At 72.9% G+C, this 317-nt stretch carries 1 protein-coding gene; it reads left to right on the top strand.

Features of this window, described 5'->3' with window-relative positions; genetic code table 11:
• Positions 1 to 317: DUF222 domain-containing protein (locus WU80_RS24985; protein ID WP_156371915.1), on the top strand; the 317-nt coding region annotated here is incomplete at both ends.

Genomic DNA, 317 nt, shown 5'->3' with positions numbered 1-317 from the left:
GGCAGCCTGCCGCACGCGATCGCCGAGGCGACGCTGATCAGCCGCGCCGAGGCGTCGAGGCGGGTCAAAGAGGCGATCGAGTTGGGGCCGCGGCACGGGTTGACCGGCGAACCGTTAGCGCCGATCCTGCCCGCGACGGCCGCCGCCCAGCGCGACGGAACGCTCGGTGGCGGGCAGGTGGGGGTGATCCGCCGGTTCTTCCACCAGTTACCCGCCGCGGTGGATGCGCCCACCCGGGCGGCCGTGGAGGCCGACCTCGTCAGGTATGGAACGCAGTATCGGCCCGAGCAATTGGCGGGGCTGGCCGAGCATGTCGC

Origin of the sequence: Mycobacterium sp. UM_11, from assembly GCF_001414075.1 — a bacterium.
Lineage (GTDB): Bacteria > Actinomycetota > Actinomycetes > Mycobacteriales > Mycobacteriaceae > Mycobacterium.
The sequence above is the reverse complement of the archived record's forward strand: the minus strand, read 5'-3'. Positions and strand labels throughout refer to the sequence as shown.